Below are 1,424 nucleotides of genomic sequence, written 5' to 3' on the forward strand. Positions count from 1 at the left end.
AGCGTCACCCGGAATGTTGAACCCATGCCGACTGTACTTGATACAGAAATAGATCCGCCGTGTTTCTCTGCGATATCACGAGAAATCGCCAACCCCAAACCGGAGCCACCATAGCGCCTTTTCAATCCGCTATCGAGCTGGGTAAATGACTGGAATACCATTTCGAAACAGTCTTCCGGGATACCACACCCCGTGTCTTTAACTTCGATAACCGCGGTTTCTCCGCACAACTGGGTAGAAACATGCACTTGCCCTGCATCCGTAAACTTGAGCGCATTTCCGACCAGGTTCAGGACAAGCTGTTTCAAACGAACTTCACTTCCGAACACGAAAGCAGAGTTCGCCTCAACAATGAGATCGACTCCTTTTTCAGCCGCTATTGCATATAACTGATCTGCTGCGCTTTTCGTGACAGCACCGATCTCCACGCGGGTGAACGAGGCCTCTTCTTCAATCACCTCGGCTCTGTTCCAATAAAGAATATCGTTGATCACACTTAGAAGGTGCTTCCCGTTGGCATCGATCCGCCGCGAGTATTTCACGACAAGCGCCTCCAAGTCTTGGAAAGCAAGCTTCCGGGTGTCGACGTTGGAGTTTTCATCTTCGATCACTGCGATGAAGCGCGTGTACTCGGGCATGATGTTGAGGTTTTGGATCATGGAAGAAAACCCAATTATGGCCGACAGCGGCGTACGGATCTCGTGGCTGACCGTGTTCAGAAACTCACTTTTCGCTTGGTTGGCGGCTTCAGCTGCCTGCTGCGCCAACTTGAGCTCCGTCACATCGACCCGGAAACCAACCGTGCTGCCATCAGACATCTTTGCCTCTGAGACCTTCAGCCAGCGTCCGTCGTCCAGTAGTTGCTCTACGGGGCCTGCAGGATTGTTGTGACTTGCCAACCTGTCCGCAATCCACTCCTCTTCGCGTCCAATCGCATCCTTGTATTGACCGTTTTCAACGCCTCCACGAATGATCTGCTCGAATGTCCTCCCTGTTTGAATCAGGTCCGAGGAAGCATCGTAGTAGGACTTGTAGCGTGAGTTGAATGCCACAAGACGATCGTCGCCGTCATACAACGCAAACCCATCGTCAATCGCTTCGATGGCCTCCGACAATTGTTCCCATGAACTCCTTTTTGCCAGGAAGAGATTTCGGGCGATCAACGCAAAAACTGCAAGTACCAGTGTCGCAGCCAGTGTTAGGAAAAATGCGGCAGTCGATGCGGATGTGTTTGTAATCCACCCGTTAGAAGGCGCTACGCTCACTTGCCACCTTGCTCCCCCTACATCGAATGCATGTATGGCAGGCGCATTTGCCAGGACCTGTCGGTCTCCCCATAGAACCTGGTCGCCGCCACTGTCAGTTTTTGTCACCACCGTTCCCAATTCGGGATCCAGGTCGTTTATAGCCTGGGCAATAAGCGC

At 52.2% G+C, this 1,424-nt stretch carries 1 protein-coding gene; it reads right to left on the minus strand.

Features of this window, described 5'->3' with window-relative positions; genetic code table 11:
• On the minus strand, nt 1-1,424 hold a 1,424-nt coding region (locus tag BLT50_RS18820; protein ID WP_175491549.1), incomplete at both ends, for a sensor histidine kinase.

Origin of the sequence: Lutimaribacter saemankumensis (assembly GCF_900100005.1) — a bacterium.
Classification (GTDB): domain Bacteria; phylum Pseudomonadota; class Alphaproteobacteria; order Rhodobacterales; family Rhodobacteraceae; genus Lutimaribacter; species Lutimaribacter saemankumensis.